We start from the raw sequence: 21303 nt of genomic DNA, 5'->3' as shown, positions 1-21303 counted from the left end.
GTCAGTGCCACAGGGGGCGCACGCTGCGTCCCCACCGAGACGTCGAACCGTAGTGGCCGATACCGACAAGGTCGGGCGAGGAGATTTCGTCAGCGGACGACGACGCTGACCCGCTGCGCGTGGTTGCTGGCCATGCCCTGCCGGTTCCAGGCCTGGTCGACGGGCTGCTCGTGGCCGGCGGCGTCGCGGGCGCGGGCCCGCAGCTCGTACCGTCCCGGGTGGGCGGCCGTCCACGCGTACCGCCACGACCGCCACGCGTACGGCGCCGGCTGCGGGCCCAGCTCGGCGGGCCGCCAGGTGGCGCCGTCGTCGGTGCTGACCTCGACGGACTCGACCGGCGCCCAGCCCGACCACGCCCGCCCGGTCAGCTCGACGTCCCCGCGGCCGACGACGCGGACCCGGCTCTGGAAGTCGGGCACCCCGGGCGGCTGGATGAGCGCCTTCGGCAGGATCCGGGTGACGGCCTCGCCGGGCTCGTCGGCCGTCTGCTTGACGCGATACGCCGTCACGTTCTGGAAGCCGTCGAACTCCGACTCCAGCACGGCGACGCCGACCAGCCACTTCACGTGCGCCATGCCGTACCAGCCGGGGACGATCAGCCGCACCGGCGCACCGTGCTGCGGCGGCAGCGGCCCGCCGTTCATCTCGTAGGCCAGCAGGACGTCGTCGCGCAGCGCCTCGGCGAGCGGCAGGCCGCGCCGGTAGGTCTGCTCGACGCCGCGCTCGAAGCCGCGGTCGGCGCCGGTGAACGCGACGTCGACGGCGTCGGCCGCCACACCCGCCTCGGCGAGCAGGCCGGCCAGCGGCGTGCCGGTCCACTCCGCGGTGCCGACGGCCTCGTCCAGCCACGGCTGACTGACCGGCCGCGGGCTCAGCCGGGCCCGGCCGTTGCCGGCGCACTCCAGCGTGACGCGGTGGGTCACCCGCGGCCGGGCGCGCAGCTCGTCGAGGCGCAGCGAGAGCGGCCGGGCGACCGCGCCGGACACCGTCAGCCGCCAGGCGGCCGGGTCGACCGCCGGGATGTCGTAGTGCGTCAGCAGGTAGTGCAGACCGGCCGGCGTGACGTCGTAGCGCAACGCCTCCAGCGGCAGGCCGTGGTTGCGCGCGGCGAGCCGCAGCTCGTCGGCCGAGATGCCCTCGTCCGCGCCGGCGATGCGCGCCGGCGCGCTCCACTCGTCGACATCAGTCGGTCGGCTCATGCGGCGACACCTCCTTCGCCCTTTTCGGCAAGCGGCCTGGACCAACGGCTCGGCGAGACCTCCGGCCCCGCGTCGCCGTCGGTGCCGCATGAGCCTCCTGGGGACCGTGCTCATCGTCCAGTCGTACTCCCGGCAGGACCGGCTGGCAACCGTCCGGGCAGGTCACACGCGGCGTCACACGCTTCAGTGGAAGAACCGGTGGGTGTTGGACACCAACGAGGGGGAACACCATGTCCGAATTCACGCTCGACCAGTTGCGCGAGCAGGTCCGCGGTCCGGTGATCGCCGCCGGCGACGACGGCTACGAGCAGGCCCGGCGCGTGTACAACGCGATGATCGACCGGCGTCCGCGCGTCGTCGTGCGGGCCGCCAACGCGGGCGACGCGGCGAGCGCCGTCCGGTACGCCCGTGAGAACGACCTGGAGGTCGCCGTCCGCGGCGGCTCGCACAGCGTGCCCGGCTTCGGCACCGTCGATGACGGCGTCGTCATCGACCTCGGCGCGATGCGCGGGCTCAGGGTCGACCCGGGCGCCCGGACGGCGCGCGCGGAGGGCGGCGCGACCTGGGGCGACTTCAACGCCGCGACCTACCCGTACGGGCTGGCCACGACCGGCGGCATCATCTCGACGACGGGGGTCGGCGGGCTGACGCTGGGCGGCGGGATCGGTTACCTGGCCCGCGGCTGCGGGCTGTCCTGCGACAACCTGGTCTCGGCCGACGTCGTGCTGGCGGACGGCCGGATCGTGGTCGCGAGCGAGCGCGAGAACGCCGACCTGTTCTGGGCGCTGCGCGGCGGCGGCGGCAACTTCGGCGTCGTGACGTCGCTGGAGTTCCGGCTGCACCCGGTCAAGGACATCTACGGCGGGCCGATGTTCTTCGCGCTCGACGACGCCGCCGACGTGCTGCGGTTCTACCGCGAGTTCATCCAGGACGCGCCGGAGCAGTTCGGCGGCTTCCCGGCGTACCAGATCGCGCCGCCGCTGCCGTTCATCCCGGCCGAGCGGCACGGCGAGCCGTTCCTGGCGTTCGTGTCCTGCTGGGCCGGCCCGCTGGAGGACGGCGAGCAGGCGCTGAAGCCGCTGCGCGACGTCGCTCCGGTCGTCGCCGAGCACGTCGGGCCGATGCCGTACCCGGCGCTGAACAGCGCGTTCGACGGTCTGGTGCCGCCCGGGCTGCAGCACTACTGGAAGGCGAACTTCGTCCGGTCGCTGACGGATGAGGCGATCGACGCGCACCTCGTGCACGGGCCGCAGGTGCCGGTCGTCAACTCGACGATGCACATCTACCCGATCAACGGCGCCGTCCACCGCGTCGCACCCGACGCGACCGCGTTCGCCTACCGCGACGCCACGTTCGCGACGGTGATCGCGGGTATGTGGCCCGACCCCGTGCAGAACGACGCCAACACCCGGTGGGTGCGCGACTACTACGCCGCGACCGCGCCGCACTCGGAGGCCGGCGGCTACGTCAACTTCATGGCCGGCGACGACCAGGACCGCGTCGCCGCCAACTACAAGGGCAACTATGAGCGGCTGCGGACGGTGAAGCGCGCCTACGACCCGGACAACGTGTTCCACCTGAACCAGAACATCGCGCCGTGATTCGCAGACCGATGGCATCCACGCTCTGGCGCGGGTGTGGCGCCGAGGCCTAGCCGGCTGTCGGCGCCAGCGGCCGGGTCGCTCGCGACCATCGGCCCGAAGACCGCATCCCGGAGCATCGCGATCACAGCACGGCGACGGCCTCGACCTCGATGCGGTAGCGGGCGTCGGCGAACCCGGCCACGCGCACCAGGGTGCTGGCCGGGAAGGTCCCGGTGAAGTAGCGCGACCGCACGTCGCGCAGTTCGTCACGGCGGGAGGGGTAGTCCTCGCCGACGTAGACGGTGACCTTGACGACGTCGTCGAGGGTGCCGCCCGCGGCGGCGAGGACCGCGCGGAGGTTGGCGAACACCAGGTCCGCTTGCTCGACGATGTCGTCGGGCATGGTGCCGTCGGGCCGGAAGCCCATGATGCCGCTGACGTAGACGGTGCTGCCGCCGGTCACCTTCACAGCCTGACTGAACTGCCAGGTCGGCGCGTACACGTCCGGCGGCATCACCACGTCTCGCTCCACCACAGAGAACCCCCTCAGCCGATCGACCGGACGCCGGCGTCGTACCAGGGCGCCCAGCGACGGCGCGCCGCGGCGATGGCGAGCAGCAGCCCGTTCGCGACGATCACCATGACCAGCACGATGGCCAGCGCCTCGTCCATCCGGAAGTCGAACGCGACCTGCTCCAGCCGGTGACCGAGCCCGCCGGCCCCGCCCAGGAACTCGCCCAGCACGACACCGGTGAACGCGAGCGCCGACCCGCGCTGGATGCCGGCCAGGGCGAACGGCAGCGTCGCCGGCAGCACGATCCGCAGCCCGAGCGCCGGGCCGCGGAAGCCGAACACCCGCCCGGCGCGGATCAGCGAGCCGTTCACCGTCTCGACCCCCTCCATGGTGTTGAGCAGGATCGGGAAGACCGCCAGCAGGAACGCCAGTGCGATCTTCGACGCGCTGCCCAGGCCCAGGGCCAGGATGAACAACGGCGCCAGCGCCACCTTCGGCGTCGAGTACAGCAGCCACAGGAACGGCGCGACGGTGAAGTGCAGCACGGGGAACCAGCCGACCACCAGCCCGACGGCGAGGCCGACGACGATCGCCAGCGCCAGCCCGGCGAACAGGTTCTGCAGGCTGAACACGAACGCGTCCCAGAACTCCGGGTCGCCGAGCAGGTCGACGAAGGCCGCGCCGACAGCCGTCGGCGGCGGCAGGAACGCCTCCTCGACCAGCCCGAGCCACGTGACCGCGAGCTGCCAGAACACCAGCAGGGTCACGACGACGCCAGCGAGCAGCAGGCTGTACTTCGCATCAGTGCGGCGACGGCTCATCGTGCCCCCTTCGTCCAGGGCGCGAGCCAGCGCCCGGCGCCGCCGATGAGCTGGGTCATGCCGACGCTCCAGATCACGACCATCGCGATGGCGGCGAACGACTGGTCGGTCTGGTAGCTGTTCGCCGTGCGGACGATCAGCGCGCCCATGCCCGTCGACGTGCCGGCCAGCTCCGCGACGACCAGCGCGATCGTCGCCATCACGGCGCCCTGCCGCATCCCGGCGATGAGGAACGACACCGTCGACGGCAGGAACACCTTGCGATAGAGCTGCAGCCGGCCGCCTCCGTACACCCGCGCCGCGTTGACCAGCGACGGGCTGGTGGTGCGCATGCCGGCGGAGACGTTGAGCAGGATCGGGAACAGCGCGCCCATGACCACCAGGAACACCACCGGCCCGGTGCCGAACCCGAACCACGCCAGCGCCAGCGGCTGGTATGCCAGCATCGGCGTCGCGTAGATCGTCCAGGCCAGCGGCCCGACGACGCGGTCGACGGCCAGCGACGTGCCCATCAGCAGCCCCAGCGGCACCCCGATCAGCGTCGCCAGCCCGAACCCGGTCAGCCACGACCGGATCGAGGTGACGACGTGCTCGCCGAGCTGGCCCGACGCCAGCAGCTCGTCCAGCCCCTCCAGGATGCTCAGCGGCGGCGGCAGGAAGATCGGGTTGACCACCCGCCACGACCCGACCAGGAGCTGCCAGGCAGCCAGGACGACCAGCACCTCGCCGAGGACGATCAGCGCCTTCTGCCACGGGTCGAGGGCGGCCAGCCGGGCGGCGAGGCCGGGCCTCGCCGCCGGCCCCGCCCCGGACGGACGCGTCGCGAGGCTCGTCATGGATAGGTCAGCTCGCCGGCCGGCATCGCGTCGTCCAGGCCCAGCAGCTCCTGCGCCCTGTGCAGGTAGGCGAGGTCGACGTGGTCCTCGAACGGCAGCGGCTCCAGCTCCTGCGTCTCGATGGTGGTGTCCCACGCCTCCTGGTCGAAGTAGAGGTTGGGGCAGGCCAGGTGCGCGTCCAGCACCCACGGGTGGTCCTGCGCCCGCAGGTCCTCGACCTCGAAGTCGTTGGCCGCGTAGATGTCGAGGATCTCGTCCTTGTTCTCCGGGACCTCGCCGACGCCGGGCGCGACGATGTGCTCGACCGCCTTCATGGTGGCGCGCAGGAACCGGACCGCGCTGTTGGGGTTCTCCTCGAGCCAGCCGGCGCCGGCGACGTGCAGGTCGTTGGCCCACGGACGCAGCGCCTCGATGACGATGTTCGCGCCGTACTCGTCCAGCGCCGGCCGGTCGTCGCCGTAGAACGGGATGAGCGAGACGCGGTCGGTGAGGAAGAACTCGCGCCAGGTGGCGGAGTCGGGGCCGGGGTAGACGACGTCGACGTCGACGCCGTCGAGGTCCCAGCCCTCCTCGCTCAGCACCCGCTGCCGCTGGAACTCCGCCGGGTCGCCCGTGGTGCCGGCGAGGACGACGTCGGTGCCGGTCAGCTGGTCGACGGACGTGACGCCGGGCTGCACGGCGAAGTCGAAGTTCTGCCGGCAGAAATGCCCGGCGAGCGGCATGACGCCGACTCCGCCGCGCACCGCTTCGATCACCGCGCCGGCACTTTCCACGCCGATGTCGGCGCTTCCGCTCGACACCGCGGCGTTGACGTTGTCGGCGGTGATCACTTCCACGGAAAGACCTTCGTCCTCGTAGAAGCCCAGTTCGGTGCCGATCACGTACATGGAGTACATGGTGATGTCCGGAAAGGGGATCGCCACCGTGATCTCGGTGTCCTCGGCGTCCCCCGGCTCGCCGTCGCCGAGCTCGGCGGCCTCGACCGGCCCGTCGTCCCCGGCGGTCGAGGGCACGTCGGTGCAGGCCGCGAGCGTGATCATGGCCGTGCCGGCGATCATGGCGGCTGGCAGCACCACTGATCTGCGCATTTTCACGTCTCCGTTCCTGAGGTCCACTCGTGGGCCCGCCGGGGTTCGGGGCCGTCGGTATTCGCATCACCATATTGATTGCGCCGCCACAGTCGAGGCCCGCGATCTCTCCATTTCCGTATCACCCGATGCGAATTTCGCCGGGTGCCTTTCTCTTCCGTCCGCGCCCGCCTTTTCCTACGCTCGACGAACGCACCTCGAGGTTTCACGACGGGAGAACACCGCATGGGCATCTCGCTCGCCACCGAGGCCGGCCAGCCGCCGGGGCGCCGCCCGCAGGACCGCCGGCCGCTCATCAGCGTCCGCGGCCTGTCGGTCCGCTACGGCGCGGAGCGGAAGGGCAAGCAGGTGGTCGCGATCGAGAACGTGAGCCTGGACGTGTTCCCCGGCGAGGTGCTCACCGTCCTGGGACCCAGCGGCTGCGGCAAGACCACGATGATGAACACCGTCGCCGGCATCGTGCCCGCGACCGAGGGCACCGTCACGGTCGACGGCGCGCCGGTCACCGGCCCCGGGCCGGACCGCGCGGTCGTCTTCCAGGACTACGCGCTGATGCCGTGGCGGACGGTCGCGGCCAACGTCCGGTTCGGCATGGAGATGCAGCCGAAGCTGCGCGGCGGTGACGCCGACCGCCAGGTGCGCGAGGCGATCGAGCTGGTCGGGCTGACCGGCTTCGAGAACGCGTACCCGCGCGAGCTGTCCGGCGGCATGCAGCAGCGGGTCGGGCTGGCCCGGGCACTGGTCGCCGAGCCGCGCATCCTGCTGATGGACGAGCCGCTCGGCGCCGTCGACGCCCTCACCCGCGAGGTGATGCGCGGCGAGCTGGAACGGATCATCTCCACGACCGGCAAGACGGTCATGTTCATCACGCACAGCATCGAGGAGGCGATCCTGCTCGGCGACCGGGTGGCGGTGTTCAGCAGCCATCCGGGCACCGTCGCGGAGATCCTCGACGTCGACCTGCCCCGGCCGCGGTCCGAACGGGCCGCCCAGGGCGACCCGCGCTACGTCCAGCTGCGCAACCACCTCTGGGACCTGCTCGAGAGCGACGCCCGCGACGCGGCGAAGGACCAGCGGTGATGTCCGCCGCGGCCCTGGTGGCGCCTGGAGACGCCGGCGGGGTCGTCGTCGGCCCGCTGCCGGTGCCGCGCCCGTCCGCCGGCGAGGTGCTGATCGCGGTGCGGACGGTCGGCGCCAACCACCTCGACCTGCATGTCATGCACGGCCGCGGCCCCGGCGCGACGGCCCGGCTGCCGCTGGTGCCCGGCATCGACCCGGCCGGCGAGATCGTCGACCAGGGCCCGGACGTCCCCGGCGACCGCCGCGGCGAACGGGTCGTCGTCAAGCCGAACATCGCCTGCGGGGTCTGCGTGTACTGCCTGGCCGGCGAGGAGGCCGACTGCACCGACCAGCGGGTCGTCGGCGGGCACCGCGACGGCGGCGCCGCGGAGTTCGTCGCGGTGCCGTCGCGTAACGCGATCCCGATCGGCGGGCTCGACTTCGCGACCGCCACCGCGGCGGTCCACAGCGTCCCCGTCGCGCTGCACGCGATCGAGGCGGCGGGCGGGATCGAGGCCGGCGCGACCGTCCTGGTGACCGGCGCGACCGGCGCCGTCGGAGCGGCCGCCGTGCAGCTCGCCCGGCACGCCGGCGCCCGCGTGCTCGCGGCGTCGACGTCGGCGGACGTGAGCACCGCGGGCGCGGAGCCGCTGCGCTACACCGACCCGGACGATCTGCCCGCGCTCGTCGCCGCCCGCGCTCCGGACGGCGCCGGCCTCGTCGTCGACGGCACCGGCCGCGGCGACGTCCTCACCGCCGCCGCGCGCTGCCTGGCCTGGCGAGGCCGGCTGGTCCTCTGTGCCGCGGCGTCGGCCGGTGACCTGCGTCTGGACCCGCGGACGTTCTACCAGCGACGTCACACGGTCGTCGGCGCGGCGTCGGCCTCCTACGCCGACGTCGCCCGGGCCTTGGAGCTGGTCGCCGCCGGCGTCGTCGTCCCCGAGATCGCCGCCGAGTTCCCGCTCGCGCAGATCCACGCCGCGTGGGCCGCCCTGGGCGATCGCGGCCGGCGCGGGAAGGTCGTGATCCGTGTCCGGTGAGCTGACCAACGCGCCGCACCTGCGCGAGGTCGTCCTGTCGACCCGCGAGCGGCTGGCCCGGGAGCCCGCCGCGGCGCGGATGCGGCCCTGGGTGTCCACTCGGCTGGAGCAGGACGTGCGCGCCGTCGCCCGGTTCATGCAGTACGACCAGCCGTACGAGTTCTACTGCGACGAGTCGGTGGCCCGGGCCGGCTTGGGCTCGGCGCCCAGCCCGATGCGCTACCTGCTCAGCGGCCTGGCGTTCTGCCTGCAGGTCTGGTGCGCGAAGGTGGCCGCGCTGCACGACGCCGCCCTGCACGAGCTGCAGATCGACGTCCGCACGCTGCTGGACATGCGCGGCGAGCACTTGGTCGACGACGTCCCCGCGCACCCGCAGTGGTTCGTGCTCGACGTCCGGCTGCGTAGCCCCGCGGCGCCGGACGCCGTGATCGCCGTCGTCCGCGAGGCGGCCCGGCGCTGCCCGGTCACCTCGCTGGTGAGCGAGGCCGTTCCCGTGCACCTGCTGATCACCCACAACGGCGCCACCACGTACGACGACCGTCCCGATGAGCTCAGCGAGGAGCACGAAGAGATGACGACCCGATGAGCGGCCCGCTGGCCGGCCTGCGCGTGATCGAGCTGGCCCAGTACATCTCCGGGCCGTTCGCCGGGAAGCTGCTGGCCGACCTGGGCGCCGACGTACTCAAGGTGGAGGCGCCCAGCGGCGACCCGATGCGCCGGTGGGAGGGCGGCGACGCCGCGAGCAGCCCGCAGTTCGCCGCGTACAACCGCAACAAGTCCGGCGTCGTGCTGGACCTGAAGACCGAGCCGGGCAAGGCCGAGCTGACCCGGCTGGTGGCGACCGCCGACGTGCTGATCGAGAACTTCCGGCCCGGCGTCATCGGCCGGCTCGGCTTCGGCTACCCCGAGCTGGAGCGGGTCAACCCGCGGCTGATCGTCTGCTCGATCACCGGGTTCGGCCCGGACGGCCCGTACGCCGGCCGGCCCGCGTACGACACCGTGATCTCCGCGCTCAGCGGCATGTACAGCCAGGTCGTGCCGGCCGGGACGATGCGCCCGCTGGGCCCGGCCTTCTCCGACCTACTCTCGGGGATGTCCGCCGCCCAGGCGGTCCTCGCCGCGCTGCACGCCCGGCAGCGCACCGGGCGGGGCGAGCACGTCGAGGTGTCCATGCTCGGTTCGGTCGTCGACTTCCTGACCGAGCCGGTGTCGACGTACCTGCGCACCGGCGAGATCGCCCGGCCGGACAGCCGGCCGCGGCGTGCCCAGGCGTTCGCCTGCGTCGGCTCCGACGGCGGCGCGTTCGTCGTCCACCTGTCCGTGCCGGAGAAGTTCTGGACGGCGCTGCTGGACGTGCTCGAGCGGCCCGACCTCGCGCACGACCCGCGCTTCGCCAGCCGGGAGAACCGGGTGCGGCACTACGACCTGCTCGACGCCGTGCTCAAGGAGATCACCGCCGCCCGGCCGCGGGAGCAGTGGCTGGGCCGGCTGGCCGCCGCCGACATCCCGCACGCGGCGCTCAACGACGTCGACGAGCTGCTGGCCGACCCGCAGGTCGCGCACCTCGCGCTGACCGCGCCGGTGGCCGAGCCGGACGGCCGCGAGGTGCTGCAGCCGCGGCTGTCGACGGTGTTCCACCGCAGCGGCGCGCCCGAGTACCGGCCGGCCCCGCCGCTGGCGGCCGGCGAGACGGTGGCGTCGTGACGGTCCCCGACGACCTGGTGGCGATCGACGTCCACACGCACCCGCAGACCGAGGAGTTCCTCGCCGCGATGGGGCCGCGCCGGGCGCAGATGGCCCAGCACTTCGGGCAGCAGCGGCCGGTCGTCTCGTTCGCCGAGCAGGCCGACCAGTACCGGTCCCGCCGGATGATGGCGGTGATCGTCAACTCCGACTCCGAGACCACGTCGGGCATCCGCGGCGCGCCGAACGACCTGCTCGGCAAGGCGCAGGCCGACCATCCCGACGTCTTCCTCGCCTTCGCCGGGATCGACCCTTGGAAGGGCGCGGCGGCGGTCGCGGAGATCCGCCGCTGCCACGGCGAGTACGGCATCGCCGGCGTGGGCGAGCTGAACCCGTCGCGGCAGCGGTTTCTCCCGAACGACCGGCGGTTCTTCCCGCTCTGGGAGACCTGCGCCGAGCTGGGGCTGGTGGTGATGTTCCACGGCGGCTTCCCCGGCGCGGGCGCGGGGACGCCGGGCGGGGGCGGCCACCGGCTGGAGAACGCCCGGCCGATCCCGTACGTCGACGACGTCGCGGCCGAGTTCCCCGAGCTGCGGATCATCTCTGCCCACCCCGCCTGGCCGTGGCACCTGGACAACATCGCCATGGTCTGGCACAAGTCCAACGTCTACCTGGACCTGTCCGGCTGGGGGCCGAAGTACCTGCCGCCGGAGGTCGTGCGCTACGCCGACTCGGTGATCTCCGACCGGGTGCTGTTCGGCACCGACTGGCCGGTCCTGACCGCGGACCGCTGGCTGGCCGAGTTCGACCAGCTCGGCTGGAAGGAGACGTCGCGGCGGAAGATCCTGCGCGACAACGCGGTGCGGCTGTTCGGGCTCGCCGGGTCGGGGTCGGGGGAGGACTGAGGGTGGCCGAGCTGGTGCTCACCGCGGCGACGCCGCACAACCCGCTGCTGTGGCGGGTGCTGACCGACCCGCCGCCGGACGACCTGCGCGGCGTCGCGGCCAACTTCGCCCGGATCCGCGCGGCGCTGGAGGCGGCCGCCGTCGACGTGATCGTGGTGATCGGGACCGACCACATCAGGCAGTTCTACGCCGACAACTGCCCGGCCTTCGTGATCGGGCTGGCCGACGGCTACCACGGGACGTTCGAGAACGAGGTGCGCACGTTCGGGCTGCCGTACCGCGAGGTCCGCGGCCACCGGGCGCTGGCCGAGGCGATCGCCGGGCGCGAGCTGCTGACCGGCCGGATCGACTTCGCCGTCAGCCACGAGTGGCGGCTGGACCACAGCTTCGTGCTGCCGCTGTTGTACCTCACGCCGGACTTCGACGTCCCCGTCGTGCCGATCCACGTCAACGGCGTCCTGCCGCCGCTGCCCGGCCCCGAGCGGTACGTCGCGCTGGGCGAGGCGATCCGCGACGGCATCGCCCGCTGGGACGCCGACGCCCGGGTGGCGCTGCTGACGTCCGGCCACATGGCGACGGAGATCGGCGGGCCGCGGCAGTTCCTCGGCGGCGCGTCGTCCGACCCCGGGTTCGACGCCGAGGCGGTCGGCTGGATGCGCGACGGCGACCTGGCCGCGGCCATCGCCGGCTGCACCTACGAGCGGGTGACCTGCGCCGGCAACATGACCTACCAGTACGTCAACGTGGTGGCCGCGCTCGCCGCGGTCAGCGGCCGGCCCGCGGACCTGGCCGAGGCGACGCCGTCGCGGTTCGCCCCCAGCCCCTTCTTCCTCTGGACCGGGCCATGAGCACGTACATGATGAACAAGTTCATGCGCGCGGTCGAGATGAGCGACGACGCCGTCCGGGCCTACGTCGCCGACCCGGCCGCGTTCGTCGACGCCTGGCTGGCCGGCGCGGCCGGGCCGGACCGGCGCACCGATGACCGCGTCCTGACCGACGCCGAGCGGGCGGCGTTCGCGGCCCGCAACTACGCCGCGCTCTACGCGCTGGGCGCCCACCCGTACCTGCTCTGGCACTTCACCGAGGCCGTCTACATCCACGAGGTCCCCTGGCCGGAGCTGAACGAGCGCTACCGTGAGGCAGTACGTCCGAGCGGCTACCCGGACGCGATCGTGTGACCGGCGGGCACGAGGATGAGGCATGGAGCTGGAGGACCTCACGGCGTACATCGCCGTCGTCGAGCACAACGGGTTCCGGCGCGCCGCCGAGGCGCTGTACGTCTCGCAGCCGTCGCTGACCCGGCGCATCGCCCGGCTCGAGCAGGAGCTCGGCGTGCTACTGCTGGAGCGCAGCCGGCACGGGGTCAAGGTTACGACCCAGGGTGAGGCGCTGCTGTCCACCGCGCGCCGGGTGCTGGCGACGGTCGAGGAGGCGCGCGCCGTCACGACCGGCGCGTGGTCGCACACCATCGTCGTCGCCTGCACGACCACCGCCGTCAGCACCTACCTCACCGACTTCCTGGCCGACTGGATCCCCCAGCACCGCTCGACCCGGGTCCGGCTGATCGAGGACACCCCGATCCGGACCCGGCAGCGGCTGATGGACCACGAGTGCGACGCCGCGATCGCGTCGCCGCCGGTGCCGCGCGAGGTCGACAGCCTGCCGATCACCCGGGTCGAGGTGAAGGCGCTGATCCCGAGTGGTCACCGGCTGCACGAACCGGGGCCGCTGCGGGTCAACGAGCTGGACCGCGAGCCGGTGCTCGTCATCGGCGAGCACTTCCGCTCGACGAAGCTGCTGCGGTCGGCCTGTCAGATGGCGGGCGTCCAGCCGGAGGTCATCTTCGAGTGCAGCGCCGGGCAGACGATCGCCGCGCTGGTCGCGGCCGGGGTCGGCATCGGCGTCCTCAGCGACGCCGTCGACCGCCGCAGCGGCGACCTGCTCACCCGGCCGCTGTGCGACGCGGACGGCCGGCGGCTGGCGTTCGACCTCGCGATCAACTGGGTGCGCGGCCGGACCCTGCGCCCGCTGGTGCACGAGTTCGTCCACGACCTGTCCGCGTTCACCCGTCAGCTGCGCGAGTCATAGCGCTAGGTCGGCGACGACGGCGAAGTGGTCCGACGCGTACAGCCCGTCGACCGGCTCGTCCACGACGGCGGCGTGGGTCACCGCGGGCGCCGGTCCACCCGTGGAGCGGCGGAACAGCACGTAGTCGATGCGGCGGTCCAGCTGCTTGACGGCGCCCAGCGGCGCGATCGGCAGCGCGGCGCTCAGCGTGACGCCGTCACCGTCGCCGCCGCCGCTCGCGGTCCAGGCGTCGACGATGCCGTCGTGCGAGGTGAGCGCAGCGATCTCGGGTGTGTCCGGGCCGGCGTTGAGGTCGCCGAGCAGCAGTACCGGCAGCGCGCTCCCGAGTGTGCTCAGTTCGGTGACCAGCCGGGCCAGTTCCCGCGTCTGCGCGAGGTGGTCGTCGGCGAGGTCGGCGTGGTGCTCGGCGCACACGCAGACGTGCAGCACGCCGTCGGGATGATCGACGGCGGCGACCAGCGCGACCGGCGGCGCGGCGCGGCTCGACGGCAGCCGGTGCGTCCACGAGTGCCGGATCGGCCAGCGGCTGAGGATCGCCAGTCCGAGGTCGACGCCGTCGTGGCCGGGTTCCTCGACCGGGTCGGGCAGGGACGGGCCGCCGAACACCGAGTGCAGGCCCAGGGGTGCTGCCAGCACCGAGGCCTGTGACGCCTCGCGGGCGGCCCAGGACTCCTGCAGGCCGACGATCTCCGGCTGGTGCGCGGCGAGCGTCGCGGCAATGGCGATCTGCCGCTCCCGCCACTGCTCGCCGAATCGCCACCACACGTTCCAGGTCAGTACGCGCATGCCGGGTCCGTACCCGCAACGCGGCTCAGTCAGACAGTGCGCGCACCGACGGCGGGACGGGGATGCCGGCGCGCAGGTCGGGCGCGGGGACGGGGTCTCGGTAGCCCTGCTGGAAGGGGACGATGCCGGCCCACGTCGGGCCCTCGACGTCCTCGGGGAGGTCGTCGGGCCAGCGTTCGGACACCTTGAGCGACCACTGGTCGATGGGCAGCCCGAGGATGAGCGTCGCGGCCAGCTCACGCTTCGTCGGACGGCGCAGCTCGGCGGTGCGGCCGGGCAGGATGCGGTCGACCAGCACGTCGAGCGCGCGCTCCTTGTCGTCGCCCGCGAGCGTGGTGAACCGGCCGAAGAGCACGGCGCTGCGGTAGTGGAACGACGACTCGAACGACGCGCGCGCCACCACGACGGCGTCCATCGCGGTGACGGTGACCGATGCGGGCGCCCCTGTGCTCAGCGCCCGCAGCCAGGACGAGCCGGTCGAGCCGTGCACCAGCAGCTGGTCGCCGTCGCGGGCCACGGCGGTCGGGAACGCGACCGGATGGCCGTCGACCACCACCGCCACATGCCCCAGCAGGACGTCGTCGAGCAGCGCGTGCAGCGCCGGGAGGTCGGTGACGGCCTTGTCGGCCATACGGGTCAGGCGGGTCGGCGGGGTCATCACCATTGGGGCATTCTGCCGTGTGGTTCAGCCGACCGGCGCCACGTCGAAGCGGATCCAGACGTCCGGCGCCAGGTCGGGCCGGCCCGGCACCGCCCGCCGCTCCTCCGTCCACCGCCGGCCGGCCAGGGCCGTGGCGACCCGGCGCCAGAACCGGACCGCGCCGGCGTTGGCCTCCTGGAACGCGACCTCCCACGCGCCCGGGTGCCGCTGGACGACCTCGCGGACGGCGGCCAGCCCGACCCCGCGGCGACGTACCCCGCGCACCACGAAGAAGCTGTTCAGCACCCGGGTGGGTTGGTCGAGGCCGCGGACGATCGCGAAGCCCGCGGGGTGGTCATCGCTGGTCAGGAGGTAGGCCAGCCGGTCGGGATCGGTGAGCGCGGCGGCCAGCCGGTCGCTGCGGAACGTGCCGTCGGGGTTCGGCAGTCCGCCCTGGAACTCGGACATGTCGTGCCGGAACATCAGCCAGAGCCGGTCGAGGACGGCCCGGTCGGCGGCGTCGGCGGTGTCGGCAGGACGGACGACGGGCATGGGCATGCTGCTCCCTCGGAGTGTGTGGTGTGGACGGCGGGCGCGGGCGACGCTGTCGCGAAAAGGGCCCAGAAACGCCGAATGCCTCCCGGGTCGGGTGAAGCCGAGCCGGAAGGCGTGCCGTACTCGATCATGATAGCGGTTCGGCGGGTGCGACGGTAGACCTGAGGCTCAGGCGGCGGAGCCGAGGGCGGCGGGCGGCAGCGCGGCCCAGTCGCCGGCCGGCCAGGCGAGCGGGTCGTCCGGCAGCGCGGCCAGCTCGGCCACCTGCCAGGCGCACCAGGGCGACACCTCGCGGCGGCCGGCCAGGACGTCGTCGCGGAACATCGACCAGGGGACCCACTCCAGGGCGCTGACCTCGGAGGCGTGCGGCTCGGGCGGATCGGCCGTCGTCGCGGCGAAGACCGGGCAGACCTCGTTCTCGACGACGCCGTTGGGCATCACCGCGCGGTAGCGGAACCGGGGGAGGACGGGGCGCAGGTCGCCCAGCCGGATGGTCAGCTCGTCGACCGCCCGCCGGGCCAGCGCCGTCGCGATGTCCTCGTCCGGTCCGGGGTGGCCGCAGAACGAGTTCGTCCACACGTCCGGCCAGGTCGCCTTGTGCGCGGCGCGCTTGGTGACCAGCAGCGATCCGGCGGCGTCGAAGACGTAGCAGGAGAACGCCAGGTGCAGCGGCGTCGCCGCGTGGTGGACCTCGCTCTTCAGCGCCGTGCCGACGGCGGCGCCGGCGGGGTCCAGCAGCACGACCCGCTCACCGACCAACGTCTCTGCCATCGCGCCGTCCCCCTTTCGCACAACGCCGTCGAAAGTGCGTCTGTGCAGGATGCCCCACGCGGACACTCCACGGCAATTGCCCATCACACGCGCTTTCACACGCCCGTGCCGGATCGTCCTGCGACGAACCGCACCACATCGACCAACGGGGGAACAACCGTGAGCACACAGCATTCCGTCCAGCACCTCGTCGCCGCTGCGAAGAGCGGCATCCGCAACCTCACCACCGACGAGGTGGCCGACCGGCTGGCGGCCGGCGGCGTCACGCTGGTCGACCTCCGCGAGCAGGACGAGGTCGGCCGCGACGGCGTCATCCCGGGCGCCGTGCATGCGCCGCGCGGGATGCTGGAGTTCTACGCCGACCCGGCCAGCCCGTACCATCGGGCCGAGTTCAGCCCGGGCGACCAGACCATCCTGTACTGCGCGTCCGGCGGCCGATCGGCGCTGGCCACGCGGGCTCTGCTGGGCCTGGGCTACACCGATGTCGCACATCTTGACGGCGGGCTGAAGGCATGGACGGCCGAGGGTCGCCCCGTCGCGCCGCCGGCCTGACCGGTGCGCGGCCGCGAACCGGCGGGCCGCCAGGCATTCCGCGGCCCGCCGTTCGGGGTCACAATCGACCCAGCGGGGGGTATCGCATGGGGACGATCCGGCTCCTGGGGCCACCGGCCATCGAGCGCGACGGCCGGCCCGTGCGCGCGCCCCGCGGCCGGAAGGCGTGGGTGCTGCTGGCCTACGTCCTGCTCGCGGACCGCCCGCCGAGCCGGCAGCGGCTGGCCGAGCTGTTCTTCGCCGACGCCGAGGACCCGCTCGGCGCGCTGCGTTGGACGCTGGCGGAGCTGCGCCGCACGCTCGGCCGGTCCGACGTGCTGACCGGCGACCCGGTCGCCCGCGGCGGCCTGCCCGACGACACCGTCGACGCGCGGTGGCTGGTCGACGAGCTGGCCGACCCGGCGCAGCTGCTGAGCGCCGGCCACGAGCTGCTCGAGGGCGTCCACGTCGCATCCTGCCCGGAGGTCGAGTCGTGGCTGGCGGTCGAGCGGCACCGGGTGTCCGCGCTGATCGAGGCGCGGCTGCGGCAGACGGCGGTGGCGCTGCTGGCCGGCGGCCGGGCCGCCGACGCCGTCCCGTACGCCGCGCGGGTGGTCGAGCTGAACCCGCTCGAGGAGGGCAACCACGAGCTGCTGGTCCGCAGCCTGGCGATGGCCGGGGACCGGACGGCGGCGCAGCGGCAGGTGGCGGCCGGCCGCGACGTGCTCATGCGCGAGCTGGGCATCGAGGCGTCGGTGGCGCTGACGGAGGCCGCGTCGGCCGCGTCGGACTCGCCCCGGACGCCGGCGCTGAGCGGCCGGGCGGCGGCGCTGAGCCAGCTCGACGCGGGGCGCGCGGCGATCCTCGCGGGCGCCGTCGACCCGGGCATCCAGTGCCTGCGCCGGGCCGTCGCCGAGGCGGCCCGCTGCCGGGACCCGCAGTTGCAGGCCCGGACGCTGACGGCGCTCGGCGGCGCGCTGGTGCACGCGGTGCGCGGCCGCGACGAGGAGGGCGCGCTGGTCCTGCACGAGGCGCTGCGGTTCGCGACGGCCGCGGGCGACCGCGTCTCCGCCGTCACGGCACATCGCGAGCTGGGCTTCGTCGAGGTGCAGGCCGGCCGCCGGTCGGCCGCCGCGACCTGGCTGTCCCGCGCCCAGGGGTTGGCCGAGACCGACGCCGAGCTGGCCGCGATCCTCGGCGTCCGCGGCCAGAACGCCTCCGACGAGGCCGACTACCCGGCGGCGTTCACCCACCTGGCCGACTCGATCGACCGGGCCCGCACCGCCGGCGACGACCGGCAGGAGGCCTGGTCGCTGTCGATCCTGGCCCGGGCACACCTGCTGCGCGACGAGCGGCACCAGGCCACCGTCGCCGCGGACCGGTCGCTGCGGATCGTCCACGAACAGCGCTGGCTGGCGTTCCTGCCCTGGCCGCAGGCGCTGCGGGCCGAGGTCGACCTGCGCAACGGAGAGCTCACCGCGGCCGCCGACGCGTTCGAGCAGTCCTGGGTGCTCGGCTGCCAGGTCGGCGACCCGTGCTGGGAGGGCTTCGCGGCGCGCGGGCTCGCCCTCGTCAGCGCCGGCCGCGGCGACGAGCGGGGGGCGGCGGAGTGGCTCACCGAGGCGACCGTCCGCTGCAACCGGGTGACCGACCGCTACCACTGGATGCAGGGCCACGTCCTCGACACCGCGATCGGCGCCGCGCTGGACCGCGGCGACGTCGACCTGGCCCGGCCGCTGGTCGCGTCGCTCGGCACGCTGGCCGCCCGCGGCAGCATGCGCGAGCTGGTGGTCCGCGCGCAGCTGCACCGGCACCGGCTCGGCGACGGCGGCGCGCTGGCGACCGCGCGCGTGCTCGCCGCCGACGTCGACAACCCCGCCCTGACCGTCCTGATCGACGCTCCCGACCGACCGAAGGTGACCCGATGACCAGTCCGCACTTCCTCGGCGACGCACCGGACTCACCCGCGGCGCAGCGCCTCTACGAGCACTACCTCGCCGAGGACGGCTACGTCATGAACGTGTCGCGGCTGTGGGCGTACGGCCCGGAGGACCACGAGAAGCTGTTCGACCTGATCACGCACGTGTGGGAGAGCAACGGCATGACGTTCCGGCAGCGCGGCATCCTGGTCGGCGCCGCCGCCTCGGCGCTCGGCAACTCGGTCTGCTCGCTGGTGTGGGGCACCCGGCTGGCCGGCGAGGCCGACCCGGAGACCGCGGCCGCCGTCCTCACCGGCCGCGACGACGGGCTGACCGCGAAGGAGCGGGCGATGGCGTCGTGGGCGCGCAAGGTGGTCCGCGACCCGAACGGCACCGCCCAGCGCGACGTGCAGGACCTGCGCGACGCCGGCTGGGCCGACGGCGAGATCTTCGCGATCACGCTGTTCTGCGGCCTGCGGGTCGCGTTCTCGACGGTGAACGACGCGCTCGGCGCCCGGCCCGACGCGGAGATCCTGGACCGCGCCCCGCAGGCCGTCCTCGACGCCGTCGACTACGGCCGGCCGGTCGAGGACGCCGTCACGGCAGGGTGACGCCGCCGCCGGGCTCGTCTCTGGTGGTGAGTTGGGCACGACCATGTCAGCCCAAGGGTTGGAAGCGCGCAGGACGACCCCGCGAGGCCGGGCGTTCCTGCTGTTCATCACGGATCCTAGGGAGCGCCTGGGCACCCAGCCGTGAATCAATCGGACCATCGCTGCCCGATCGAGGACGCCACCCGAGTTTCCATGATCATGTCCCTTCGCGGCGCTACAGAGCCCGTTGCTCTTTGCGGGTTGTGGGTGGCGGGCGTGGTTCTGGCTGATGGGCGCGGCTTCGTGGGCGTGTCGGGTCGGTGCTGGTGGCCTGTCAGGCGGTGGCAAGCTGGGTGGTGGTGATGCCGTTGGTGGCGATCTTGAGCAGGTTGGTGACGGCGGCGGCGAGGGAGAGTTCGGCTTGGACGGCGTCGATGCCGCGGCGGGCGAAGCCACGTCGTAGTCCGCGGCGGTCTTTGAGCCAGCCGTTGGGGGCTTCGACCATCGGGGCGCGGCGGGCGTAGAGGGCGTGCCCGTCGTCGGTGCGCAGCCGGTGGTCCATCTGTTCGCGGGTGGTGGCGTCGGGTGGTGGTGGGCCGGTGGCCGGGTCGGTGGCGGCGGCCTGGTTCAGGTCGCGTCGGGTGGCGTTGGCGATGAGCCGGTCCGGGCCGGGCGCGGTCAGGTTGGCGTGGCTGTCGTAGCCGGCGTCGCCGATCATGGTGCCCACGGCGAGGTCGTCACGGCCGGTGTGCTCGGCCAGCATGCCGGCGGTGGCGGTGACGTCGTTCATGGTCGGGACGAACTGGTGCACGTCGTTGGCGTCCTGGGTCGCGCGGGCGGAGATGATGAACCCGTCGGCGCTGGTCGCGGTCTGGCAGTTGTAGCCCTGCATCCAGCCGTTGCGGGTCTTGAGCAGCCGGGAGTCCGGGTCGGTCAGGTTCGCCCGGTGAGCGCTGGTGGTGGTGTCCGGGCCGGGTGTGGCCGGTTCGGCCTGGCGGGCCAGGGCGTCCTGGTAGGCTTGGCGCAGCCGCATCACCGTGGGGTGGTCGTCCGGTGCCGCGGTCGGGGTGCCGGGCAGCCGGTGTCCTCGTGCGGCCGCAGCGGCGGCCTTGACCTGGTAGGCGTCGAAGCGGGCCTGGGCGCGGTCGTGTTCACGCTGCCAGCGGGCCCGAGCCACCGCCACCGGGTCCGCGGCCTTCGGTGCCTGCCCCGTCGGAGCCCGGCCGGCCGGGTCACCGGCCTTCGCGACGTATTCCGCCGCCGCGGCCCGCTCGGCCTCGGTCCCGGCCTGCTCGGCGGCCCGGCGTCGTTCGATCTCGGGGGCGTGTTGAATCTTTCGTGTAAGGCCGGGTGGGCCAGGATTGGTCCGGGCGTGTTTGCGTCGTGGCCGCGAGAGGATTCTTTGTGTCGGAGCAGGAGAAGGTTGTCGATTCCTCGGATGAGGCAGCTCGTCGGTTGGCGGCGGTGTTGCCGGATGAGGCGATTGATAATCTGTTGGCGGATGCCGAGTCGTCCGGGACACCGGTTGATGGTGTTCATGGGTTGTTGAATCGGTTGACGTCGAGAGTTCTGGAGCGGGCGTTGGAGACCGAGATGACCGATCATCTCGGTTATGAGCCCGGTGATCCGGCTGGGCGCGGATCGGGGAACTCCCGGAATGGGCGTTCGGCCAAAACGGTCGCGACGACGGCCGGCCCGGTGAACGTGACCGTGCCACGAGACCGGAATTCGACATTCGCCCCGCAGATCGTGCCGAAACACTCCCGGCGTGTCGGCGCGATCGAGGACATCATTCTGTCGTTGTATGCGCGCGGGCTATCGACCCGGGAGATCGAGGCGCACCTGAAGGAGATCTACGACATCAACACGTCGCCGGCGCTGATCTCCAAGATCACCGACGTGGTCGTGGACGAGATCACACTGTGGCAGAACCGGCCGGTCGACGAGGTCTACCCGATCGTCTACGTCGACGCCATCCGGATCCGGGTCCGCGACCGCGGCTCGGTCACGCTGAAGTCCGCACACCTGGTCGTGGGCGTCGACGTCGACGGGTTGAAGGACGTGCTGGGGATCTGGATCGCCGCGGAGGAGGGCGCGAAGTTCTGGGCGCACGTGCTCACGCAGCTGCGCAACCGGGGCCTGCGCGACGTCCTCATCCTGTGCTGCGACGGGCTCACCGGGCTGCCTGACGCCGCGCGCAGCGTGTTCGACAAGGTCACCGTGCAAACCTGTGTCGTGCACGTCATCCGCAACACGATGCGATTCATCTCCTACGGCGACCGGAAAAAGGTCGCCACGGCGATGCGTCACATCTACACCGCTCCCGGCGTCGCGGCGGCCGAGATCGCGTTGAAAGAATTCGAGCAGAATTTCGGGCAGCAGTATCCCGGCGCGATCGAGGTGTGGAAGAATGCGTGGAACGAGTTCATCCCGTTCCTGGATTACCCGGCCGAGCTACGCCGAATCGTCTACACGACGAACCTGATCGAATCAATCAACTACCAGCTGCGGAAGATCACCAAGACTCGCGGCCACTTCCCCGACGATGACGCCGCCATGAAGCTGCTCTTTCTCGGGATCCGTAACATCAGCCGGAAACGAGGAGGAGCATCAGGCACCGGAACCCATGGATGGAAGAAAGCACTCAACTTCCTGGTCGTGGAATTCCCAGGACGACTCACCTAGAAAAGTCA

General features: G+C 72.7%; 23 protein-coding genes. 13 read left to right on the top strand and 10 right to left on the bottom strand.

Annotation, left to right across the window (positions count from 1 at the left end; genetic code table 11):
* Nucleotides 1–89 precede the first annotated feature (89 nt).
* Entirely contained in the window at nt 90–1199 is a 1110-nt protein-coding gene (locus BLV05_RS01500; protein WP_046772872.1) for a sulfite oxidase, read from the bottom strand.
* 230 nt (nt 1200–1429) lie between these two features.
* Here BLV05_RS01500 and BLV05_RS01495 point away from each other — a divergent pair, with 230 nt between their 5' ends.
* The gene (locus tag BLV05_RS01495; RefSeq protein WP_046772871.1) at nt 1430–2800 is read left to right on the top strand and encodes an FAD-binding oxidoreductase; all 1371 of its coding nucleotides are present in this window, start codon (nt 1430–1432) and stop codon (nt 2798–2800) included.
* A gap of 124 nt (nt 2801–2924) precedes the next feature.
* Here the strand turns inward: BLV05_RS01495 and BLV05_RS01490 are convergent, their stop codons facing one another.
* Genes BLV05_RS01490 through BLV05_RS01475 form a run of 4 tightly spaced genes read right to left on the bottom strand, consistent with a single transcriptional unit; the run spans nt 2925 to nt 6041 of the window.
* Nucleotides 2925–3296, bottom strand: coding sequence for a RidA family protein (locus BLV05_RS01490; protein WP_046772889.1), 372 nt, complete (start codon nt 3294–3296; stop codon nt 2925–2927).
* Nucleotides 3297–3328: 32 nt separating this feature from the next.
* Nucleotides 3329–4117: an ABC transporter permease gene (locus BLV05_RS01485; RefSeq protein ID WP_046772870.1), complete on the bottom strand. Its 789-nt coding sequence runs from the start codon at nt 4115–4117 to the stop codon at nt 3329–3331.
* Entirely contained in the window at nt 4114–4953 is an 840-nt protein-coding gene (locus tag BLV05_RS01480; protein ID WP_046772869.1) for an ABC transporter permease, read from the bottom strand. Before BLV05_RS01480 ends, BLV05_RS01485 begins: the two co-directional genes overlap by 4 nt.
* A complete protein-coding gene (locus BLV05_RS01475) occupies nt 4950–6041 on the bottom strand; it encodes an ABC transporter substrate-binding protein (protein ID WP_052763189.1) in 1092 nt (363 codons plus the stop codon). Before BLV05_RS01475 ends, BLV05_RS01480 begins: the two co-directional genes overlap by 4 nt.
* A 225-nt stretch (nt 6042–6266) precedes the next feature.
* On the opposite strand from BLV05_RS01475, the gene BLV05_RS01470 reads away from it, so the two are divergent.
* The 8 genes from BLV05_RS01470 to BLV05_RS01435 are packed head-to-tail and all read left to right on the top strand — an operon-like array spanning nt 6267 to nt 12818.
* On the top strand, nt 6267–7121 hold the full coding sequence (locus BLV05_RS01470) for an ABC transporter ATP-binding protein (protein WP_082155846.1): 855 nt from the start codon (nt 6267–6269) through the stop codon (nt 7119–7121).
* Nucleotides 7121–8140 carry an alcohol dehydrogenase catalytic domain-containing protein gene (locus BLV05_RS01465; RefSeq protein WP_046772867.1) on the top strand — a complete coding sequence of 340 codons (1020 nt, stop codon included), beginning with the start codon at nt 7121–7123 and terminating at the stop codon, nt 8138–8140. The genes BLV05_RS01470 and BLV05_RS01465 overlap by 1 nt, the downstream gene beginning before the upstream one ends.
* Complete coding sequence (locus BLV05_RS01460) at nt 8130–8726, top strand: OsmC family protein (protein WP_046772866.1); 597 nt, start codon at nt 8130–8132, stop codon at nt 8724–8726. The genes BLV05_RS01465 and BLV05_RS01460 overlap by 11 nt, the downstream gene beginning before the upstream one ends.
* Nucleotides 8723–9844, top strand: a complete 1122-nt coding sequence (locus tag BLV05_RS01455) for a CaiB/BaiF CoA transferase family protein (RefSeq protein WP_046772865.1) — start codon at nt 8723–8725, stop codon at nt 9842–9844. The genes BLV05_RS01460 and BLV05_RS01455 overlap by 4 nt, the downstream gene beginning before the upstream one ends.
* Nucleotides 9841–10728 carry an amidohydrolase family protein gene (locus tag BLV05_RS01450; protein WP_046772864.1) on the top strand — a complete coding sequence of 296 codons (888 nt, stop codon included), beginning with the start codon at nt 9841–9843 and terminating at the stop codon, nt 10726–10728. Before BLV05_RS01455 ends, BLV05_RS01450 begins: the two co-directional genes overlap by 4 nt.
* Nucleotides 10729–10730: 2 nt before the next feature.
* Nucleotides 10731–11576, top strand: coding sequence for a DODA-type extradiol aromatic ring-opening family dioxygenase (locus BLV05_RS01445; RefSeq protein ID WP_046772863.1), 846 nt, complete (start codon nt 10731–10733; stop codon nt 11574–11576).
* Nucleotides 11573–11908 carry a hypothetical protein gene (locus BLV05_RS01440; protein WP_046772862.1) on the top strand — a complete coding sequence of 112 codons (336 nt, stop codon included), beginning with the start codon at nt 11573–11575 and terminating at the stop codon, nt 11906–11908. The genes BLV05_RS01445 and BLV05_RS01440 overlap by 4 nt, the downstream gene beginning before the upstream one ends.
* 22 nt (nt 11909–11930) lie before the next feature.
* Entirely contained in the window at nt 11931–12818 is an 888-nt protein-coding gene (locus tag BLV05_RS01435; protein ID WP_046772861.1) for a LysR family transcriptional regulator, read from the top strand.
* Here the strand turns inward: BLV05_RS01435 and BLV05_RS01430 are convergent.
* The 4 genes from BLV05_RS01430 to idi all read right to left on the bottom strand — a co-directional run bounded on the left by BLV05_RS01430 (nt 12813) and on the right by idi (nt 15570).
* A complete protein-coding gene (locus tag BLV05_RS01430) occupies nt 12813–13604 on the bottom strand; it encodes an endonuclease/exonuclease/phosphatase family protein (RefSeq protein ID WP_052763188.1) in 792 nt (263 codons plus the stop codon). The two genes, BLV05_RS01435 and BLV05_RS01430, sit on opposite strands and share 6 nt — an antisense overlap.
* A gap of 25 nt (nt 13605–13629) precedes the next feature.
* Nucleotides 13630–14268: a pyridoxamine 5'-phosphate oxidase family protein gene (locus BLV05_RS01425; RefSeq protein WP_197683492.1), complete on the bottom strand. Its 639-nt coding sequence runs from the start codon at nt 14266–14268 to the stop codon at nt 13630–13632.
* Between the two features lie 21 nt (nt 14269–14289).
* On the bottom strand, nt 14290–14802 hold the full coding sequence (locus BLV05_RS01420) for a GNAT family N-acetyltransferase (RefSeq protein ID WP_046772860.1): 513 nt from the start codon (nt 14800–14802) through the stop codon (nt 14290–14292).
* Between the two features lie 165 nt (nt 14803–14967).
* Nucleotides 14968–15570 (bottom strand): isopentenyl-diphosphate Delta-isomerase, encoded by a 603-nt coding sequence (gene idi, locus BLV05_RS01415; RefSeq protein ID WP_046772859.1) that lies wholly within the window; start codon nt 15568–15570, stop codon nt 14968–14970.
* 159 nt (nt 15571–15729) lie between these two features.
* On the opposite strand from idi, the gene BLV05_RS01410 reads away from it, so the two are divergent.
* The 3 genes from BLV05_RS01410 to BLV05_RS01400 all read left to right on the top strand — a co-directional run bounded on the left by BLV05_RS01410 (nt 15730) and on the right by BLV05_RS01400 (nt 18631).
* Nucleotides 15730–16122 carry a rhodanese-like domain-containing protein gene (locus BLV05_RS01410; RefSeq protein WP_046772858.1) on the top strand — a complete coding sequence of 131 codons (393 nt, stop codon included), beginning with the start codon at nt 15730–15732 and terminating at the stop codon, nt 16120–16122.
* Between the two features lie 86 nt (nt 16123–16208).
* Nucleotides 16209–18029, top strand: coding sequence for an AfsR/SARP family transcriptional regulator (locus tag BLV05_RS01405; protein WP_046772857.1), 1821 nt, complete (start codon nt 16209–16211; stop codon nt 18027–18029).
* Complete coding sequence (locus BLV05_RS01400; RefSeq protein ID WP_046772856.1) at nt 18026–18631, top strand: carboxymuconolactone decarboxylase family protein; 606 nt, start codon at nt 18026–18028, stop codon at nt 18629–18631. The genes BLV05_RS01405 and BLV05_RS01400 overlap by 4 nt, the downstream gene beginning before the upstream one ends.
* 313 nt (nt 18632–18944) lie before the next feature.
* Here BLV05_RS01400 and BLV05_RS01395 read toward each other — a convergent pair whose 3' ends face one another.
* On the bottom strand, nt 18945–19793 hold the full coding sequence (locus BLV05_RS01395; RefSeq protein ID WP_083421257.1) for a transposase: 849 nt from the start codon (nt 19791–19793) through the stop codon (nt 18945–18947).
* 272 nt (nt 19794–20065) lie between these two features.
* On the opposite strand from BLV05_RS01395, the gene BLV05_RS01390 reads away from it, so the two are divergent.
* Nucleotides 20066–21295, top strand: coding sequence for an IS256 family transposase (locus tag BLV05_RS01390; RefSeq protein WP_083421475.1), 1230 nt, complete (start codon nt 20066–20068; stop codon nt 21293–21295).
* Nucleotides 21296–21303: the final 8 nt, after the last annotated feature.

The sequence above is a fragment of the Jiangella alkaliphila genome, from assembly GCF_900105925.1.
GTDB lineage: Bacteria > Actinomycetota > Actinomycetes > Jiangellales > Jiangellaceae > Jiangella > Jiangella alkaliphila.
The sequence above is the reverse complement of the archived record's forward strand: the minus strand, read 5'-3'. Positions and strand labels throughout refer to the sequence as shown.